General features: G+C 69.1%; 16 protein-coding genes. 6 read left to right on the top strand and 10 right to left on the bottom strand.

The window, feature by feature from the left end; genetic code table 11:
* Nucleotides 1-11: 11 nt before the first annotated feature.
* The 7 genes from HRU76_13125 to HRU76_13095 all read right to left on the bottom strand — a co-directional run bounded on the left by HRU76_13125 (nucleotide 12) and on the right by HRU76_13095 (nucleotide 7,271).
* Nucleotides 12-347: a DUF2190 family protein gene (locus tag HRU76_13125; GenBank protein QOJ18473.1), complete on the bottom strand. Its 336-nt coding sequence runs from the start codon at nucleotides 345-347 to the stop codon at nucleotides 12-14.
* An 84-nt stretch (nucleotides 348-431) separates the two neighbouring features.
* A complete protein-coding gene (locus HRU76_13120; GenBank protein ID QOJ18472.1) occupies nucleotides 432-2,561 on the bottom strand; it encodes a hypothetical protein in 2,130 nt (709 codons plus the stop codon).
* A complete protein-coding gene (locus tag HRU76_13115) occupies nucleotides 2,551-4,047 on the bottom strand; it encodes a phage portal protein (protein ID QOJ18471.1) in 1,497 nt (498 codons plus the stop codon). The genes HRU76_13120 and HRU76_13115 overlap by 11 nt, the downstream gene beginning before the upstream one ends.
* Nucleotides 4,047-4,268, bottom strand: a complete 222-nt coding sequence (locus HRU76_13110; protein ID QOJ18470.1) for a hypothetical protein — start codon at nucleotides 4,266-4,268, stop codon at nucleotides 4,047-4,049. The genes HRU76_13115 and HRU76_13110 overlap by 1 nt, the downstream gene beginning before the upstream one ends.
* On the bottom strand, nucleotides 4,258-4,509 hold the full coding sequence (locus HRU76_13105) for a hypothetical protein (GenBank protein QOJ18469.1): 252 nt from the start codon (nucleotides 4,507-4,509) through the stop codon (nucleotides 4,258-4,260). The genes HRU76_13110 and HRU76_13105 overlap by 11 nt, the downstream gene beginning before the upstream one ends.
* A gap of 265 nt (nucleotides 4,510-4,774) precedes the next feature.
* On the bottom strand, nucleotides 4,775-7,072 hold the full coding sequence (locus HRU76_13100; protein QOJ18468.1) for a phage terminase large subunit family protein: 2,298 nt from the start codon (nucleotides 7,070-7,072) through the stop codon (nucleotides 4,775-4,777).
* On the bottom strand, nucleotides 7,062-7,271 hold the full coding sequence (locus HRU76_13095; GenBank protein ID QOJ18467.1) for a hypothetical protein: 210 nt from the start codon (nucleotides 7,269-7,271) through the stop codon (nucleotides 7,062-7,064). The genes HRU76_13100 and HRU76_13095 overlap by 11 nt, the downstream gene beginning before the upstream one ends.
* Nucleotides 7,272-7,501: 230 nt before the next feature.
* On the opposite strand from HRU76_13095, the gene HRU76_13090 reads away from it, so the two are divergent.
* From HRU76_13090 to HRU76_13065, 6 genes are all read left to right on the top strand, one after another.
* Complete coding sequence (locus HRU76_13090) at nucleotides 7,502-7,840, top strand: hypothetical protein (protein ID QOJ18466.1); 339 nt, start codon at nucleotides 7,502-7,504, stop codon at nucleotides 7,838-7,840.
* Between the two features lie 12 nt (nucleotides 7,841-7,852).
* Nucleotides 7,853-8,161: a hypothetical protein gene (locus tag HRU76_13085; GenBank protein ID QOJ18465.1), complete on the top strand. Its 309-nt coding sequence runs from the start codon at nucleotides 7,853-7,855 to the stop codon at nucleotides 8,159-8,161.
* 69 nt (nucleotides 8,162-8,230) lie between these two features.
* Entirely contained in the window at nucleotides 8,231-8,494 is a 264-nt protein-coding gene (locus tag HRU76_13080; GenBank protein QOJ18464.1) for a hypothetical protein, read from the top strand.
* 102 nt (nucleotides 8,495-8,596) lie between these two features.
* On the top strand, nucleotides 8,597-9,163 hold the full coding sequence (locus HRU76_13075) for a hypothetical protein (GenBank protein ID QOJ18463.1): 567 nt from the start codon (nucleotides 8,597-8,599) through the stop codon (nucleotides 9,161-9,163).
* A gap of 147 nt (nucleotides 9,164-9,310) precedes the next feature.
* On the top strand, nucleotides 9,311-9,538 hold the full coding sequence (locus HRU76_13070) for an AbrB/MazE/SpoVT family DNA-binding domain-containing protein (GenBank protein QOJ18462.1): 228 nt from the start codon (nucleotides 9,311-9,313) through the stop codon (nucleotides 9,536-9,538).
* 3 nt (nucleotides 9,539-9,541) lie between these two features.
* The gene (locus tag HRU76_13065) at nucleotides 9,542-9,931 is read left to right on the top strand and encodes a type II toxin-antitoxin system death-on-curing family toxin (protein ID QOJ18461.1); all 390 of its coding nucleotides are present in this window, start codon (nucleotides 9,542-9,544) and stop codon (nucleotides 9,929-9,931) included.
* Between the two features lie 8 nt (nucleotides 9,932-9,939).
* Here the strand turns inward: HRU76_13065 and HRU76_13060 are convergent, their stop codons facing one another.
* The 3 genes from HRU76_13060 to HRU76_13050 all read right to left on the bottom strand — a co-directional run bounded on the left by HRU76_13060 (nucleotide 9,940) and on the right by HRU76_13050 (nucleotide 14,500).
* Nucleotides 9,940-11,394, bottom strand: a complete 1,455-nt coding sequence (locus HRU76_13060) for a ParB N-terminal domain-containing protein (protein ID QOJ18460.1) — start codon at nucleotides 11,392-11,394, stop codon at nucleotides 9,940-9,942.
* Between the two features lie 471 nt (nucleotides 11,395-11,865).
* Entirely contained in the window at nucleotides 11,866-14,118 is a 2,253-nt protein-coding gene (locus HRU76_13055) for a DUF3987 domain-containing protein (GenBank protein ID QOJ18459.1), read from the bottom strand.
* Nucleotides 14,108-14,500 carry a hypothetical protein gene (locus HRU76_13050; protein QOJ18458.1) on the bottom strand — a complete coding sequence of 131 codons (393 nt, stop codon included), beginning with the start codon at nucleotides 14,498-14,500 and terminating at the stop codon, nucleotides 14,108-14,110. The genes HRU76_13055 and HRU76_13050 overlap by 11 nt, the downstream gene beginning before the upstream one ends.
* Between the last annotated feature and the right edge of the window lie 3 nt (nucleotides 14,501-14,503).

The following is a 14,503-nucleotide window of genomic DNA, read 5'->3' as shown; positions in this document are numbered from 1 at the left end:
TCTCGCCGGGGTTACTGCGACATGCGAATGCGCACCGTGGTGTCGGCATCCGCCGCGGCACGCACGGCCTTGCCGATCACCTTGTTGCCGGCGGCGGTCTTGGTGGCGACCTTGGCGATCGCGTCCCAGTACGCCAGCGTGCCGACGGTGAACGCCGTGCCTGCGCCGGCGGCCTTGGGAAAGTCGAAGACTCCCTGCACCGCCAGCGAGCCGAGTTGATTGGCCTTGAGGTCGACGCGCGTGGTGCCGACCAACTCGCCCTGCACGACGACCGTGCCCGCGGGGATATCGGCCCCGGGGGTGTAGTCGATCGCCGCGCCTTCGTGTACGAACTTCGTCGTGGACATTTGTGATCCTCCGGAGCCGGGCTCGCCGCCCGGCTCGCCATCGCCGCCTTCGCCTCCGATCGGGATCGAGTCGCCCATGGGGGGTTACGCCTCGCCCTTGCTCTTGACCGCCGCGCGGAAGTCCTGCATGGCGACGCCGAAGTCGAAGTAGCCGCGCCACTGCATCCCCAGCGTGTTGAAGTCCGTCTCGCCGCTCTCGATGGTCGGCGTGCGCTTGCCGCGCAGGTACGCGATCTCGATAGCCGCCACGTCCGCCGGGTTGGCGAAGAGGTACCACGCCTTGGCGCTTCCGCCCGAGATGCCCTGCGCGTTGAGGTAGGGGCTGGCGACCGGCTTCCACTTGCCCGCGTGCGGGTTGACGCTGGGCTTGCCCTTGTCGGTGGTGGTCGTCTCGTTGATCCGCGTCTCGGTCATCAGGACCTGGGCCGCGACCTTGAGGGACGACGGCACGAGCAGCACGGCGGGGGCTAGCAGGATCGGCTTGCCGTCCGTGTCGGTCTGGTCGAGGAACATCTGCTCGCCCTTGGTCAGGGCATCGATCGACAGGGCCGTGTCCGCGCCCGAGAAGAAGTTCTTGTTGCCGACGCCGAAGAAGTTGGCCGGGTTGGCCAGGAGCAGCTCGAAGACCGCCTCCTCGCGCTTGAGGGCGGACATGCGCCCGATGATGCGCGGGATCTGGAGGAACGCCCCCAGGTCGTCGTTGATCATCATCTGCCGCGTGAGCGCGATCATCCGCCCGAACGTCTCGACCTTGTTGGTGTACGCCTGCTCGCTGAGCCCCGCGTGCTTGAGCTCTCCGTCGGGGCCGACCTTCTCGAAGACGCCGTTGCCGGTGAGCCGGTAGCGCGTGACCTCCTTGAAGTCGTTCACGTCCGTCTCGGCGCAGAAGTGGCCCACGACGCTCTCGACGGCGGTGTACGCCGCGAGCATGGTCTTGTTGGCGACGTTGGACAGGATGCCCGAGAGCGAGATCGTGGTGAAACCCCCACCCCCGCCCGCCGCCTGGATGAGCCGCCGCTCGGCGTTGAAGGCGGTCCGGATGGTGTCGTTGTCCACGCGCCCCGGGCGCGCGTGCTCGCCGCCCGCGCGGATGACCTCGTACATGAGCGAGTGCAGCCCCGCCCCGCGCAGATCGCGTGCCAACGCGGCGTTCATGGTGCGATCGTCGTACCACTCGCCCACCTGCTTCTCGGGCAGACCCGCCGAGAGGCACAGCGCGGCCTCCAGGGCGAGGCCCGCCTGAGCGGGGTCCTTGTCGCCACGAACGCCGCCCCCGACCAGCGACGGGCGCTCGGCGCGGAGCACCGCGAGCTCGGTCTTGTTCGCGTCCCAACCCTCGGCGATGGCCCTGGCCTCGATCTCGGCGTGCTTCCCGCCGCCGACAGCGCAGATCCGCCGGACCTCGGCGATCCGCCTGGACTCGGCGGCCACCTCGGCGCGGAGGCGGGCGATCGGCGGGGTGGCGTCCGTGCTCTCGCCCGCTTCGCCGTCCCCGTCGGGATCGGCATCCATGCCGCCCGCCCCCTGGGGGGCTTGGGACTCGGCGTTGAACAGGGCCTCGAGGTTGGTCTTCTGCGTGTCGGTGAGGCAAGCGGGGTCAAAGCCCTTGGCCTCAAGCCACTGCTCGAACGTCATGTCGTCCTCCTTGCCTGATGTGGGTGGCCGCACAGCGCCGGCGGCGACCGCCGCGCTCGTGTTGTCGTCCGCGCCCAGCGCCACGAAACTCACCTCGCCCAGCGTGCTCTTGCGTGCGATCAGCACGGGGCCCTCGAACTCGCGTCCGTTGGCCGAGGCCTTCTTGCCCTTGGGCACGTACTCCATCTGCCCGGCGATCGCGCCCAGCGACGCCTGCCACGGGAAGCCGTTCCGGCTGCTCTCGACAATCTCTCGCGCCACAGGCCCGGCCCCGGAGATCACTCCCGAGACGAGCAGTTGCGAGCCCTCGATGCGGACCGAATCGGTGTGCCCGACGATGAGGGAGCGATTGTGGTCCTTGAGGATCGGGCGACTCTTCAAGCCGCCGCCGGCGACCTGCAGCCCCGCGAGGTCGACGACTACGGGGTGCGGCCAGCCCGCCAGGACCATCGGCCCGCCGGTGTAGGCCACCATCGAGAACCGGCGAAGGCTCGCGGCCTGCCCATCGCCCGTCGCAGGGGCGGCTTCGATCCAACCCTCGACGGGTGCGCACAGGTTCAGCAGCCGTTCACTCGGCATCGTCGTCCTCCTTGCCCGTACCGACAGGAGCGAGCGACTCGGCCTGCTCGGGCGCGAGCCCCAGCTCCTTCATCAGCGAGAATTCCTTGGCCCGCTGGCGGAGTTCGTTCTCCCAGTCGCGTCCCTGCTTGGCGTACTCCGCTGCGAGCGTGGTGGTGTGCGACGCCAGACGCGTCGCCTGCGCCGTCGCCTCCTTGGCCGGGTCCACGTGCTCGTTGCCATCCCAGAACCACTGGTGCGGGAGACTCTGACCGCCGGCGACCAGCGTGCGCACCGGGAGCGGCAGCAGATCCGAGATCAGCACCGCCTCGCGCAGCCACGCGTCGAGGAGCCGGTCGAGCACGACGCAAGCCAGGTGCTCCTGCTCGACGCGGATGCTCTTGAAGTACGTCTGGTGGTCGAGGCGACCGCTGGCGTAGTTGTACCCCGACGAGTTGCACGCCGCGACGTTGAAGGGCATGTTCAGGCAGCGGGCGATCTCGTTGAGGATCTCACGCTTGAACTCGGCGTAGGTGGTCGAGGGCTGTTCGGCCTGCACCTGCGCCATCTTCCAGCCGCCGGGCATGGTCAGGAGCGAGCGGGCCTCGAGCTCGATGGCGTCCATCGGCTCGACCGCCTCGGCCTCGCCGTTGGCGGGGGCGTCGGTGTAGAGAATGCCCGCAAAGTCGGCGGCGGTCTCCGCCGCGCCCAGCACCGCCAGCGTGAACCGGCGCAACTGCGCGAAGAGCGGCAGCGCCGGCGTGATGTCCGGGACGCCGCGGCTCTGTCCGGCGCGATCGACCCGGAAGTAATGCAGCACCGACTCGGCGGGCAGGCGGTCGTACTCGATCCCAAGGAATCCGGTGCGTGTGTCGCCCGGGTGCCCCTTGAGGACGTGGTACTCGACCGGGTTGCCGAAGGCGTCGAAGACAATGCCGTCCACCGCGTTGTCGTCCACGGGCCAGAGGTCCGGCGTCGTGACCTGGTCGGCCTCGACGAGCCGGATGTCGAGTTTGACGGGCGTCGGCAGTCGGGGATTGCTCACGAGAACCGCGAACACTTCACCATCAGTGGCGCGGGAGGCCCGCATGGTGCGCAGCTTCTCCGGCAGCCCGATCGCCTTCGTCCACGACATGAACGCTTGTTCGATCCGCTCGTTGGCGTCGTCGTCCTCGGTGAGCAGCTGCAGGCGCGGGCCGGTGCCCACCACGTCGTTGGCGAGGGTCAGCACGATGCCCTTCGCGTAGGCGTTGTTCGCCGTCTCGTAGCGGGCGCGGTTGCGGAGCGTCCGCCGAACCTCGGGCGAAGCGGCCGCATCGGCGCTCAGGCCGTCGGCGTTGGCCCAATGCTTGCGGTTGAGGTCGTTGGTGACGGCCGAGTCGAACCCGGCGCGGAGCGCGGTGCCCACGACGAGCCGACGCAGGAAGCCGCCCTTGTGGGCCGAGCGACCCCTCGGCGGAGCGGGAGCGTGGGGGGTGCTCGAACGGAGTTTGAAGAGTCCGAGCATCAGCCCCCCTCCGCCCCGGGCGGAACCAGTCGCGTCAGCCGCAGGGCATTCCTTGGCGTCCGCGCGGCCTGCTTCGACGCGAGGTACCGATCCGCCTCGATCTGGTCCTTCAGCGAATGCTGCTCGACAGTCTGGCCGTCCACCGACGCCTTCGCGGGCTGAGACGCGTTGTCGCGGATGGTGTGGTCAAGACCGGGCGTGGCTTGGGGATCACCGGGCATGGCAGTGCTCCGTCGCGCCGAGCACTTCGGCACGCCCGCCTACGGCACGCTGCCTGCGACGGTACCGCCGCTCGCGCTGCGCGAAGGTGTTGACGGCGCGGGCAGGATTGCGTCCCTCCATGTGCGCGAGCCATGCCTCCTGCGCCGCGTCCTCGCGGTCGACACCGGGTGTCAGCCGCAGTTCGAGCTTGAGTTTGGCTGCGGTGCGCGCGTCGGTCATGGGTGGGATGTGCGTGATCATCCACCCATTCCGACGCGCCGCCGCGTCAAAACCTCGCGGAGACTCCTCGGCGCAGCAGGTTCGTACAGATGTGTACCAGGGGGGGGGCGGCGCTACGGACGCTCGCGGGTGACGACGCGGTGCCCGCAGTGGCGGCACCGTCTTACCCGCATGATGTGGCCGTTCTGCTGCCGCGTGTACCGCACCGGAAGGTGGCCGCACCCGCACTTGGGGCATCGCAGGCCGCGTGCCTCGCGCGCACTCGGGTTGACAGCCGGTGAGTCCTTCACCATGTCTTTCTCCCGTGCTGCAGCGCCGACAGCCGCAGCCGCCGGCGCGGCGTTGCCTCGGCGTCCGTTCCGAAAAGCACCACCCCATGCATCGACGCCGCCACCGCCGCGCCGACAAGGCAGTCGAGCCAGTGGTTGTCGAGCCCGTCGACGCGGAGCTTCCACTCATCGACTGTGCGGCCCCGACCCTCGGTCTTCACGCGGTACTCGCTGGTCAGGTGCTCGGCGATGAGCCGGTGCGCCTCCGGCTTGCTGCCGAAGAGAGACAGACAGCCAGGGTCGCCCATCGGCACCGCCAGGCGTGCGTGCACGAACGATTTCCAGTAGTTCGTGTCGAAGACGACGTGCCGCACGGCGCGCTTGCCCGTCACCACGGGCACGCGCCAGTTGAGCCCGACGCGCTCGCCGCGCTTGCGCTTGTAATCCGAGAACGGGACGCTCGACGCCCCGACGTACCGCCCGTGGCTGGGCATGAGCACGCCCGCGTGCGGGGACTGGCGGCAGAACTGGTACACCACGTCCGTGGACGAGCCCCAGTTGGCATCGATCAGGCAGCGGTCGATGCGCACCATCGCGCCGTCGTCGCGCCGCCACTCGCGGGCAACGGTCGCGCCGATCAACCGCTCCAGCCCGGCGTAGATCGCTCCCTCGACACCGGCACGGGGCGCGGCCGTCGCCAGCGTCCGCCGCAGGTCGCGGAGCGTGAAGTACCCGTGGGGGGCCTTCTGGTCGGGTTCGGTGCCGTAGTCGATGACGTAGCCCGTAAAGTCGTTCTCCCACGCGGCCACCAGGTAGAACAGCGCCTTGCCCTGCACGTCCACGAACATCGTCAGGCGCGTGCAGCCCAGGGGCACCTCTCCGCGCGGGTGCCCGCTCAACTTCGCCGCGATCTGGTCGGCGCTGAGCAGGTCGTCAGTCGCCTGCACCTCCGGCAGCGGCTCGTTCTGGTACTCCGCGAAGAACGCCGCCTCGTTCTGGAGCTTCAGGTTCATCGCGTGCTGGAGGGCGGAGATCTCGTCGTGGTTGAATCGCTCGGGCCAGGCGACCACCGCACCCTCGTCCATCGCGATCCGGTGCTGCTTGTAAAACTCCGTGGCCGCCTTGATGCCCCGGTCGCTGCGCAGCCCCTCGGCCCGGATCTCCGCGTACCGCTGCCACAGCGCCTCCCGCGCCGGGAAGGCGTACACCATCTTCGTCCGCTCGCCCTGCCACTGCGGGTGCTTGTCCCGATCGAGGATGCGATCGGCCAGGTCGTCCGGGCGGACCACCGTCAGCGTCATCAGCCCCGCGATCTTCTTCCCCGGCCCAGCCAGGCCCAGGATCGCGCCGGCGAGGATTCGCTCGCGGTTGGCGCACTGCGACGGGGACCGCGCGCTCTCGTCGGTCTGCGGATCGTCGATCAGCACGAGCGACGGGCGAACGCTCACGCCATCGACGCGCTTGTGCTTCATGCCACGGATGCGCCCGGTGATCCCCGCGACGCGGATGATGGACCCCGACGCCGCCGAACCCGGGATGGTCGGCAGCACGATCTCGCGCGCCGTCCACCCGATGTGCGTCTGCCTGCCCTGGTACAACTGTCCCGACGCACGCTGGTGGATGCCCTCCAGCGAGCGGATGGGATGGCAGACCTCCGGGAAGTCGGCCCCGAGGACCTCGCTGTTCTCCAGCTCCGCCTTGATCGACTCGAGCATCCCCGCCGCGTGCTCTTCGTCCGAGCCGACGAGCGCCACAAACTCCCGGTGCCCGCACACGAGCGCCCAGAGGCAGGCGGTCTCGCACAGGCTGGTCTTGCCGCTGCCGCGCGGCATAGCCATCGCGAACAGCCCGCCCTCCAGCACCGCCTGCTCGATCTTGGCGATGACCTTCAGGTGATCGTCCGACCACTTGAGGTGGAACGTCTGCGGGAAGTACGCCTCGCAGAAGTACCGGAAGTCGCGTGCCGCCCTCTCCTTCCGCTTGGGGTCTGCCACCTCAGGCAGGTCGCCGATGTCCCTCCCCGAGAGCGAGAGCATGGCGTTGCGCTGCCGCGCCCGCTCCTTCATCGCCTCGTAGCCTGTCAGCCCCTCCGGCTGGCGGGCCGCCTCCGCGAGCGCCTCGTGCCGGGTCGTGACGAGCCACGCGACGTACCGGAACAGATCCACCTTCCCCGCGTCGCCATCCGCCACGACGCGGAACCCCGCGCGCGTGCGGTGACGGTGGAGCTGCCGCTCGCTGATCACCTCGCCCAGCGGTGTGCTGTTCAGCAACCGCGCGAGTTCGCCGGGCCTGAGTTGGCGCGGGTCAATCGCCACCACCACCTCCGGAAGCCGCCATCTCCTTCACCAGCCACGCCGCGTAATGCACGAGGTTGATGGTGCCGTTCGCGTTCGTTGGCGCGCCGGCGTCGATGTCGGCGCGGAGCATCTCCTCCGTGACGGACTTGCCGCCGAGGCGCGACAGCACGCGGGCGGCGTCGGCCACCGACAGCGCGCCCGGATTCAGCCGGGACATTCCCTGTGCGGCGGGAGAGGGGCCGGCACTAGGCGCGTGTTCGGGAGTCATCCCGGACCTCCCGGCGTTGGAACTCCCGCCCGGGTGGCCCCGTGTCGGCATGTTTGCCCACAAGCCGCAGATTCTCGGCGAATCCTCGCCGAATCGCCTTGATGTCCGCGCGATGTCACGGCTTCATGTGTCACAACGCGGGCCGGAACCCCGCGACCCCCACGAAGGAGAGCGCAGCGATGAACACGAAGAACACCATCCCGACCAAGGCCGACCTCGACGCGATGCTCCCCGCCCTGCGGGCGCTCGCCAACACCACGCCCTTCGGCTTTGCCAAGGTGGCGCACAGCGACGCGGGGGGGACGGCGAACCCGGAGGTCAGCATCGACCTGCCCACGCCCGGCGGCAGCCCGATCTGCATCAACGCCCACGTCGCCTACGGGTCGGTGTGGGAGGTCACTGTTTCGAGCGCGTCCTTCCGACTCGGCACGCCCGACGAGGTCCGCACCACCGCGGCGGTGCTGAACGTCGCCCACGCGATCGCCGCCCTCCTCGCCTCGATCACCACCAACCGCTGAAAGGACGCCGCCGTGAGCACCAAGCGCACCAACATCGACGCGATCACCAAGCAGAAGGCCCTCGACGCCGAGATGGAATGGGCCAAGGTCGAACTGCTGCTCGAGACGCTGGAGACGCGCAAGCGCGACTGCCTCGACATCCACGAGATCCCGGTCTGGTCGATCCGCGACCTGGTCCGCCACGCCTTCGAGAGCGGCTACCGCGAGGGGCTGCACACCGGCTACCGCCAGGGACGAACCGACGCGGCCCGCGAAGCGACCGGGCGGGAAGCCCCGGCGGGGCCGCGAAACCCCGAACTCCCAACCGACCCGACGACCTGAAGCCCGCGTCACGCGGGCTTCGGTGTTTACCGGAGACCACCAGCACCTCGAACCCCAAGGAGCACGACCATGACCAAGCGCACCCCCAAGACCACGAAGACCGAACCCACCGCCGCCGAGATCTACGCCGCCCGCCGCAGCGACATCGCCCGCCTGCTCGACGTGCTCGAGATGGAGCTCGACAAGCACGACGAGCGAGCCAAGGCCGACCCGCGCAACTGGGGCCTGCCCGGCAACCTCGGCAAGGTCCGCAGCGACCTGATCTACCTGGTCGGCTTCCTCAGCGGGATGGAGCGCGAGCGCATCGAGGAGTTCCTGCGCGACGCCGAGTGACCCCCGCCGCGCGGCGACGCGGGGAGCCGCGTCCGCCACGCTTCCCCCCACGACCCGCCGCAGCGTGCGGCGGGCATTCGCACCCGACAGAAGGAGTCCGACATGGCACGCAAGGGATCGGTCAGGAACATGGGCAAGGTCCAGCGCGAGATAAGCGCGGCGTGGAAGGCCCGCAAGGCCACGAAGGCAACCGCGACGCCCGACGACACGACCCCGCCGACGCGCGAGGAGGCCCACCGCCTCGCCGAGCGGGCGGCGGTCGCGGTCTTCGGCCCGGCGGTGCTCGGCCCCGCCCCGGACGCGCCCCACGCGAAGGCGAAGAGCAAGGCACCCAAGAGCGACAAGGCCGCGAAGGCTTCGACGGCCCCGAAGTCCAAGGCGAATGCAGCGACGACGCCGAAGGTGCTGAAGGCTCCGAAGCCCGTCAAGCCCAAGCGCGTCAGCGCGCTCGACGCCGCCGCCCAGGTGCTCGCCGCCAGCGAGGTGCCGATGCGGGCCAAGGAGATGATCGCCGCGATGGAGGCCAAGGGCCTGTGGCGCTCGCCCGGCGGCAAGACCCCCGAGGCCACGCTCTACGCCGCCATCATCCGCGAGATCGCTGCGAAGGGAGACAAGGCCCGCTTCAAGAAGCACGAGCGCGGCGTCTTCGTCGCGGGCAAGGCGAACTGACCCCCCAGCGTCAGTCCGAGAATGCTCCCGCCCCGGCCCGTTGCCGGGGCGTTTCTGCGGCGTATCCACCCGCCTCAAGCCTTGTCCCTGAACCGCCGATGGATATACTTCGTACATACATCGTAGTATCACGCCACGGAGGCCCGCATGGTCAAGACGCTCACCAAGCACGGCAACAGTTACGCCCTGATCATCGACAAGCCCATCCTCGAACTCCTCCGGATCGAGCCGGACTCGCCACTGGAGGTGAGCACGGACGGGAAGGTCCTCACGATCACGCCCGTGAGCCCCGAGAGCCGCGGCGCCCGGGTCGGCAAGTCGCTCGCCAGGATCAACGCCCGGCACGGCAAGGCCCTCCGCAAGCTCGCGGAGTGACGCGTGGACCAGCCCATATTCCTCGGCGTTGATGACGTCCTGACGATTCACCAGGACCAAATCGAGCGGTACGGCGGCAGCCCGGACCTGCGCGATCCTGGGCTGCTGACCTCCGCCGTGGACACGCCGCGCGCCATGTTCGACGGGAGGTACCTGCACGGGGACCTCTTCGAGATGGCGGCGGCGTATCTCTACCACATCGTGCAGAATCATCCGTTCGTGGATGGGAACAAGCGGACCGGCACCGCTGCGGCACTGGTGTTCCTCGATCTCAACGGAATCGAGATCGCGATCGATGACGACGCATTGGCCGACTACGTGATCGAGGTCGCCCAGGGTCGCGTCCCCAAGTCCGATGTCGCCGCCTTCCTGAGGAAGCACGCAGTAGGTTGAGTCGTGAATCACGACCGCGCCTCCGCGGTCAGCCGCTCCGCCTTGCGGCCCGCGAACTTCTCCCAGCGCTGCACGATGACATCGCAGTAGAGCGGGTCGAGTTCCATCAGGTACGCCCGCCGCCCCGTCATCTCCGCCGCGATGAGCGTCGAGCCGCTGCCGCCGAAGAGGTCCAGCACGTTCTCGCCCGGGCGCGAGGAGTACTCCATCGCCCGTCGAGCGAGCTCGACCGGCTTCTCGGTCAGATGGACCATCGCGTTGGGGTTCACCTTCTTGATGGACCATGTGTCCGGCACGTTGTTGGGGCCGAAGAAACGGTGCGCAGCGCCCTCGCGCCAGCCGTAGAAGCACCACTCGTGATTGCCCATGAAGTCCTTGCGCGTGAGGACCGGGTGCTCCTTGATCCAGATGATCGCCTGGCTGAAGTACAACTCCATCGCCTTCAGGACCGGCGGGTAGTTGGCGCAGTTGGCGTAACCGCCCCAGATGTAGAACCCACCGCCCGGGATCAGCACGCGGGCGATGTTGCCGAACCACGCCGCGAGCAGCCGATCGAACTCGTCGTCGGAGACGAAGTCGTTGGCCAGCGGCCGGTCCTTGGCGCGCATCTTCCTGGTCGTCGGCTGGGCCTTCTCGGGGTGCCGGGCCAGGTCCATCGACTGGTGGTGGGTGTTCTTGCGGGCCAGGCGCTCGCGGTCCTTCTTGCCGCGCTCGCTCTGCGAACGCTCGCACTGCAGGTCCTCGCGCCGCGAGAAGGACGTGATGCCCGCGGCGATCGCGTTGTTGCTGCGCGGCTCGACCTTCACGTTGTACGGCGGGTCCGTGTTCACGAGATGGATCGGCTGCCCGTCGAGCAGGCGGTCCAGGTCCTCGGGCTTCGACGAGTCGCCGCACATGAGCCGGTGGTTGCCGAGCACCCAGATGTCACCGGGCACCGTCGTCGCTGCGTCCGGTGGTGCGGGCACATCGTCCGGGTCGGTGAGGCCATCATTCCCTGCGGGGGCCATGATCGCCGCGAGGTCGTCGGCGCTGAAACCGAGCACCGCCAGATCGAAGTCCACGCCCTTGAGGTCGGCGAGTTCGATCGGCAGGAGCTCCATGTCCCACGCGGAGAGCTCATGGAGCTTGTTGTCCGCGATCCGCAGGGCCTTGACCTGGTCGGGCGTCAGGTCGGACGCCCGGATCGTCGGCACCTCCTTCAGCCCGAGTTTCCGCGCGGCGCGGAGGCGGGTGTGCCCGGCGATGATGACGCCGTCGGCGTCGATCAGGATCGGGATCTTGAAGCCGAAGGCCTCGATGCTCTTGGCGACCGCGTCGATGGCGGCGTCGCTGATGGTGCGAGGGTTGCGGTCGTACTCCTTGACGGCGTCGATGGAAAGCGTCTCGATGTTCACAGCGATCTCCGTTCGGACGCGCGGCGCCAAGCGCCAGCGCGTGGGGCGTCGTGGTGGGCCGCCGCACATGCGGCAGGTCCGGGGATGGCTGGATCGCTGGTTGGATGGATCGCTCGGGCTACGGGCCCGTCCGGGGGCGTTCAGCGCCCCGAATCCCGCCCACTACGGGCCGCCCACCCCCCGACGCCCGTTGGCCGCGGGACGGCCCACGTTGGCCCACGTCGCGTTCCTGGCGGGGCGGCGTACCCCAAGCCCGCCCCACCCGCCCCCGGTCGGACAGCGCAAACAAACTCAGTCTCCCCTTGCGGCTGTTCCCGGCGGCGCTGCTTGGCGGTTTCTGGCGGGAAGGAACCATTCGCAACCACCCCGCGCGCCGTTTGGCTCTCGGTAGGCGCGGCCCGGTCAGGGGTCAGGGGAGTACATGATGAAAGAGAGAGATTCTTCAATCTTTCAATACCTCCCTTACGCCCATGTCCGTGCCCGCGCGTACGCGACCCGCGTGCGCGCGCGGTGAATGGATGAATGATTGAACTTTTCGGCTCATGCCAGCACATACCAGACCCTCGGCCGGGTTGCCGTCGATTCCTCCTCCTGCCGCAACTGCTGCGTTTCCAGGAGGTTGTCGATCACTTCCTGCCGCTCCCGCTGGGTCAACCACTGTGTCTTGCGGCAGAGTTCGCTGCGGGAGATCTTTCCGCCCGCCTTGCGCACCACCCGCACCACGCGCTTCTGCCGGGCGTCGAACACGCCGTCGGCGACCCACTCGTGGGCGATGTAGAGCATCCGGCGGGTCAGGTACTCCGACAGGTCGCACGCCCAGCGGGCGGCGTCCTCGTCGATGACCGGCTTCTGGGCGTTCGCAGAGCAGGCGTAGATCAGCGCGAGGCGGCACGCCTTCTCCTCGGCACGGGCCCACAGCGACCTTCCCGTCTCATCCGGCTTCCCGAACTCGGCGTCCACCATCGCGGCGAGCGCATCGAACACCGCGCCCGCCTCCGGCGTGGCCTCGACCACGATCGGCTGGGGGTGCTCGGGGGCGAGGTTGCCGCCGGGCTTGAACGATCCCCACCACTCAGCGGCCTGCTTGATCGCGTCGGGGACGCCCGTCGCCTTGGCGCGCTGCCGCGCCGGCGTCTCCGCCGCCTCGAACACCAGCAACCGGGCGATGAACCCGTCGCTGAGGCTGTCGGCGGTGAGCGACTCGAAGAAGTGCTCCGGGACGGTCGTTCCGTAAACGCTCACGCACGGCTGATCGACCACCTTGTTCCGCTTCTTGTCGGCGTAGGCCTTGCCCCGGAAGACTGTGTCGGCGCTGCTGTAGAGCTTCATGAGCGCTGTCAGCACGTTGAACAGGTGGGGGGCCTTCTTCGGGTCGCCGATGGTGCGAAGGAAGCGGCCGAACTCGTCGATCTGGAACAGGATCGCCGGCTCGGCCTCGACGGCCGTGATGAGACCGGCGTCGGACGCAAGGTCCTCGTTACCCTCGTGCTCGACCATGTCGGCGGCGAAGAGGATGTTTTTGTTCACCTTGCGGGCGTTGTCCTTGCCCGCGCCGGAGGGGGCGACGCCGACGCAGTAGACGTTGGTCCGGTTGCCTCGCTCGTCGCGGACCTTCCTCGCCGCCAGCACGGCCTGGAGGCAGATCGCGGCCGCCAGCGCCAGCACGGGCTGCGGCCGTGTGGCCGTCGCCAGATTGTGCGCCACGACCTGCTCGATGAAGCCGGGGACGCGGAGGAGGTGCTCGGGGAACGGCCCTGGGTCAGGCGGCCTCTCAGAGCGTGGACGCTCGGGCGCGCCGCGCCGTCGCTCCGGATCGAACCCGGAGAGATCCACGTCGGTGGCCTCGACCGGGCCCGCATCGCGCAGCCACCCGTGCGGGCGATCGTGCGGCTTGCTCGCGGCGTCGCTGACCTTGTGCCGCAGTTCCTTCTCCGACCACGGCGGCTCGCACCGCGGGTTGTACCGGTCCCACAGCAGCGAGAACGCCGCCTCCGGGTCGAGGCCGAACCCGTGCACCATCGCCGTCGCGGCCGCGTACGTCTGGCTGTGCCCGCCCGAGCCTGAGATCGCCGGCGGGATGCTGTCGAGGTAGGCACCAGCCCTTCGAACCAGCGCATCCCCGGCGGGACACCCGGCGAACACGGTGCGCGGATGCGCGGCTTCCGGCGCGGATGGCGTTCCTGCCACATGGATGGGCGTGGATTTCCGCGCGGATTCCGCGCCCGCCGCCTTTCCCGCCCCCTGGCGTCGCCCGCCGACCACGGCCTCAGCAAGAGCCGCAACAGCAGCGGCAAGCTCCTCGGCATCAACCACGGCGGGCTCGCCCTCGAGCGGGTCGTACAACTCCCCGCTGGGATGCACGCTCGGGCCGACCACCGTCTGCGCCCCGGTGCTTCGTAGCTCGACGATCATCTTCTTCGACGCCGGGTCCTGGTGCTTGCGGGTCTTCGCCCCCTCGCAGACGTACCACCAGTGCGACAACGGCTTGCCGGGCCGGCCCGACTTCGCACCCGTCGGGGGCAGGAACGCCGGGGCGAGCGCCACCGCTTCCTCGCAGTCCAGGTCCACATCCACGAGCCAACCGCTCGGCTCCCCGAGCAAAACGCCGATGTTCCCGGTGCCGTTGAAGTGCCGGGGCAGGTCGGCCTCTGCGAGGCGCATATCGGTCCAGCCCTTGAGCACCGGCACCTTCGACCCCGCGGGAACGGGGATCGGGGCGAAGCCGCGCGCGAGGTACCACCGCGCCGCGTCGAGAAGATTGGACGGGCCGTTGCTCATCGGTTTACTCGTCATCCCCCTTCGTCTTGACGCTGGCGCCCATGATCTTGAGCATCTGTGCCGCGTGCTCGCGGTCCTTCTTGCTCGCGCGGTAGTCGAGGAGCCGGTCGAGGTCCACGACGGGCTTCACTGCGTAGTCGAAGCTGTAGTCGTACTTCGCCAGCCCGATCGCGTGGGCGATCGCCTGCGTGCAGCGGCTCGACCGGTGCGTGCCCGCCGCCGCGAGCAGCAGCGGGACCTCCGCCCGAGTCTGGCCGTGGTACATCAGCCCGCCGACGCTGCGGGCCAGCAGCGACCCGACGCCCTTGGCGTCAGTCTTGTCGATGGGGGCCGAAGCCACGTGCCGGCCCACCACGTGGCCGTCCCTATCCGTCTCTTCGATCGTGATCGTGATCATCGT

It is taken from the genome of Phycisphaeraceae bacterium (assembly GCA_015709595.1).
Classification (GTDB): domain Bacteria; phylum Planctomycetota; class Phycisphaerae; order Phycisphaerales; family SM1A02; genus CAADGA01.
The sequence above is the reverse complement of the archived record's forward strand: the minus strand, read 5'-3'. Positions and strand labels throughout refer to the sequence as shown.

Coding starts and splice junctions, on each gene's coding strand:
- HRU76_13110 (QOJ18470.1), bottom strand. CDS start 4,268: ATGCCCGGTGATCCCCAAGCCACGCCCGGTCTTGACCACACCATCCGC.
- HRU76_13115 (QOJ18471.1), bottom strand. CDS start 4,047: ATGCTCGGACTCTTCAAACTCCGTTCGAGCACCCCCCACGCTCCCGCT.
- HRU76_13120 (QOJ18472.1), bottom strand. CDS start 2,561: ATGCCGAGTGAACGGCTGCTGAACCTGTGCGCACCCGTCGAGGGTTGG.
- HRU76_13080 (QOJ18464.1), top strand. CDS start 8,231: ATGACCAAGCGCACCCCCAAGACCACGAAGACCGAACCCACCGCCGCC.
- HRU76_13125 (QOJ18473.1), bottom strand. CDS start 347: ATGTCCACGACGAAGTTCGTACACGAAGGCGCGGCGATCGACTACACC.
- HRU76_13060 (QOJ18460.1), bottom strand. CDS start 11,394: ATGTGCGGCGGCCCACCACGACGCCCCACGCGCTGGCGCTTGGCGCCG.
- HRU76_13095 (QOJ18467.1), bottom strand. CDS start 7,271: ATGTCCCGGCTGAATCCGGGCGCGCTGTCGGTGGCCGACGCCGCCCGC.
- HRU76_13050 (QOJ18458.1), bottom strand. CDS start 14,500: ATGATCACGATCACGATCGAAGAGACGGATAGGGACGGCCACGTGGTG.
- HRU76_13075 (QOJ18463.1), top strand. CDS start 8,597: ATGGCACGCAAGGGATCGGTCAGGAACATGGGCAAGGTCCAGCGCGAG.
- HRU76_13090 (QOJ18466.1), top strand. CDS start 7,502: ATGAACACGAAGAACACCATCCCGACCAAGGCCGACCTCGACGCGATG.
- HRU76_13055 (QOJ18459.1), bottom strand. CDS start 14,118: ATGACGAGTAAACCGATGAGCAACGGCCCGTCCAATCTTCTCGACGCG.
- HRU76_13105 (QOJ18469.1), bottom strand. CDS start 4,509: ATGATCACGCACATCCCACCCATGACCGACGCGCGCACCGCAGCCAAA.
- HRU76_13070 (QOJ18462.1), top strand. CDS start 9,311: ATGGTCAAGACGCTCACCAAGCACGGCAACAGTTACGCCCTGATCATC.